The sequence below is a fragment of the Terriglobus sp. YAF25 genome, assembly GCF_052113305.1.
Classification (GTDB): domain Bacteria; phylum Acidobacteriota; class Terriglobia; order Terriglobales; family Acidobacteriaceae; genus Terriglobus.
This window is the reverse complement of the sequence record NZ_JBFRCY010000681.1, coordinates 1-2,495: the sequence shown is the minus strand read 5'-3', so window position 1 is coordinate 2,495 and position 2,495 is coordinate 1. Positions and strand designations below refer to the sequence as shown.

Genomic DNA, 2,495 nt, shown 5'->3' with positions numbered 1-2,495 from the left:
CCACAGTATTAGGAGAATTGCTCTAGCGCTTGTTTTCCCCGGCCGGAAGTGCAAATGCGATATACCCCTTCGATGTCGTCGGGTTAGAGACCCCTCCCGGAGGAATGTAAGCGCCCTCGGGATAAGGAGTTCCTCCGCCACTCACGGTAAACAGGACATACTCGCGTCCGTCTGCTTCATAGACAGCAGGCACCCCCTGCGATCCGTTGGGTAGATCTTTAGTGAAGATCACTTTGCCGGTGGCGCTGTCCAGGACGTAGAGCTTCGAGTCATTGCCGGCAAACAGAACCAGGCCGCCGGCTGTGGTGACGAAACCGCTCTTTGGATAGATGTTTCCCCGCAGCTTGTCGCTCGGACCTGCCTGGGGAACATCACCATAAGGCGTCTTCCATTTGATCTTGCCCGTATTTAGGTCGTAGGCGGTGATGGTGCTCCAGGGCGGAGTGATGACGTAAGGCTCGTTGCCGTACCCGGTCTTGTAACGGGATGGAGGACCTTCGACATCATTTGGATAAGGCGGCTCGCCCGTCAGCGTGCGCATCAATGTCTGGGTGGCGGCCGAAGGCGCCGAACCCAATGGCGCGAGATCGGGCTGCTTGAGAAAGGCCATCAGATCATTCATCGCCGGCGCCGGCAGGGAAGAGAAGGACGGCATGGTCGCTCTTCCGCTGGTGATGGTGTTGCGTGTCGCCTCCACGCCAAGCCGGCTGACCACGGTATCGAGTGCAGGTCCGCGATCGCCTTTCAGCTCCGGTCCGTGGCAGAACTGGCAGTTCTGCTCATAGACGGCGCGGCCCATCTGTTCCTGCGTAGGAATGCCGGTTCTGGGACGCACGTTGCGCGGCCGGCTTGGGATCAGACCGCCTGCATTGGCCGTGGTCGACTCGCCGGCACCCACAAGCTTGATGATCGACGGCATGTCTTTGGAAAGCACATAGACCGTTCCGTCAGCCGCGTTTGCTCCGGTGCTGAAGAAGAGAGCACCACCGTTCACGCTGGGAAGATTGATCGTGTCCGCGGTTGTCGATGGAGGCGTGTAGAAGCCGGTTCTCGCCTTGGATAGGCGCTCGCGCCACCAGGGCACCTCTTCCGGCTTCATAAAGCCTTCGTACATATCTTTCACAGTCATGCCCTGGCGGGAGAACGGAGGCACAACGGTGGGATAGGGCTGTGTCTTTGAGGTGACCTCGCCTGGAACATCGCTGGCCGGGACCGGACGTTCTTCGATTGGCCATAGCGGTTTTCCGGTGAGCCTGTCGAAGACATATAAGAAGCCGTTCTTTGACGCCAATGCGACGGCATCGACTGTCTTGCCGTTGTGCTTCACGGTGACGAGCTGCGGTGCAGAATCCGGGTCGTAGTCCCAGACGTCATGGTGCACGGTCTGGTAGTGCCAGAGATGCTTGCCGGTGCGGGCATCGAGGGCCAGCAGGCAGTCGGCATAGAGATTGTTGCCTTTCCGGTCGCCGCCGTAGAGCTCGTATTTAGCGGAGGCAACGGGGAAGTAGGCGATGCCATGTTTAGGATCGACCGTAATCTCACCCCATACATCTACGCCACCCATGTACTTATAGGCGTCCTTCGGCCACGAGTCGTATCCGAACTCGCCCGGTCGCGGAATAGTGTGGAACACCCAGAGAAGTTTGCCAGTCACTACGTCGAAGGCGCGGATATCGCCGGGAGGAGCGAGATATCCCTCACCGGTAGCGCTGCCAAGAATGATGATGTTCTCAAAGACGCGGCCGGGAGTACGGGAAGAGAGCGGGCGGGTAGCGCGGTCGAGCCCGATCTTCAGATCGAGTTTTCCGTGGTCGGCAAAGGAGTCGACGAGCTGTCCGGTGCGCGCATCCAGAGCCTGGAGGTAACCGTTGGCAGAGACGAGCACGCGACGGTCTTTGCGGTCTTTGCTCTCCCAGTAATTGGCGCCGCGCATACCCGCGATGCCGGAGAAACGCGAGGGCGCATTGCCGGGAAGGGTAAAGGCGTGGCTCCACAGCTCCTTGCCGGTGGTCGCGTCAACCGCCACCAGCGATCCCTGCTTCGCCGCCACATAGGCGATGTTGTCGATGACCAGCGGGCTGAAGGTATAGGTCATGTCATCACCGGTCAGATAGCTCCAGGCGACATCGAGCTTATTCACATTGCCGGTGTGGATCTGTTTCAACGGCGAGTAGTGCGCGCTCTCCGGTCCACCGAGATAGTCCTTCCAGCCAATCGGGGCCTGCTGTGCAGATGCAGCGGTACAGACGCAGGTAAGCAGGAGCGCAGTGGTGCTGAGTACGTGACCTGAGACCAAATGCGAAACGTGACTTTGTCTGGAGATTGCCCTCCGTGATATTTGCGGGCCGTGCACTTTTTCCCTCCGTCTGAGAACGCGTGTATTTGCAGGAGAGAATAGTACATTACGCAATATATGTTGCGCATTGTGCAATATGCGAAAGGCCCACTTCTATGAAATAGGCAAGGCACTGGGATGGAATGGTTCGGAATGGTTC

General features: G+C 58.6%; 1 protein-coding gene. It reads right to left on the bottom strand.

Annotation, left to right across the window (positions count from 1 at the left end; genetic code table 11):
• Nucleotides 1–22 precede the first annotated feature (22 nt).
• Nucleotides 23–2,296 carry an outer membrane protein assembly factor BamB family protein gene (locus tag AB4043_RS22265; RefSeq protein WP_442300854.1) on the bottom strand — a complete coding sequence of 758 codons (2,274 nt, stop codon included), beginning with the start codon at nt 2,294–2,296 and terminating at the stop codon, nt 23–25.
• Nucleotides 2,297–2,495 lie beyond the last annotated feature (199 nt).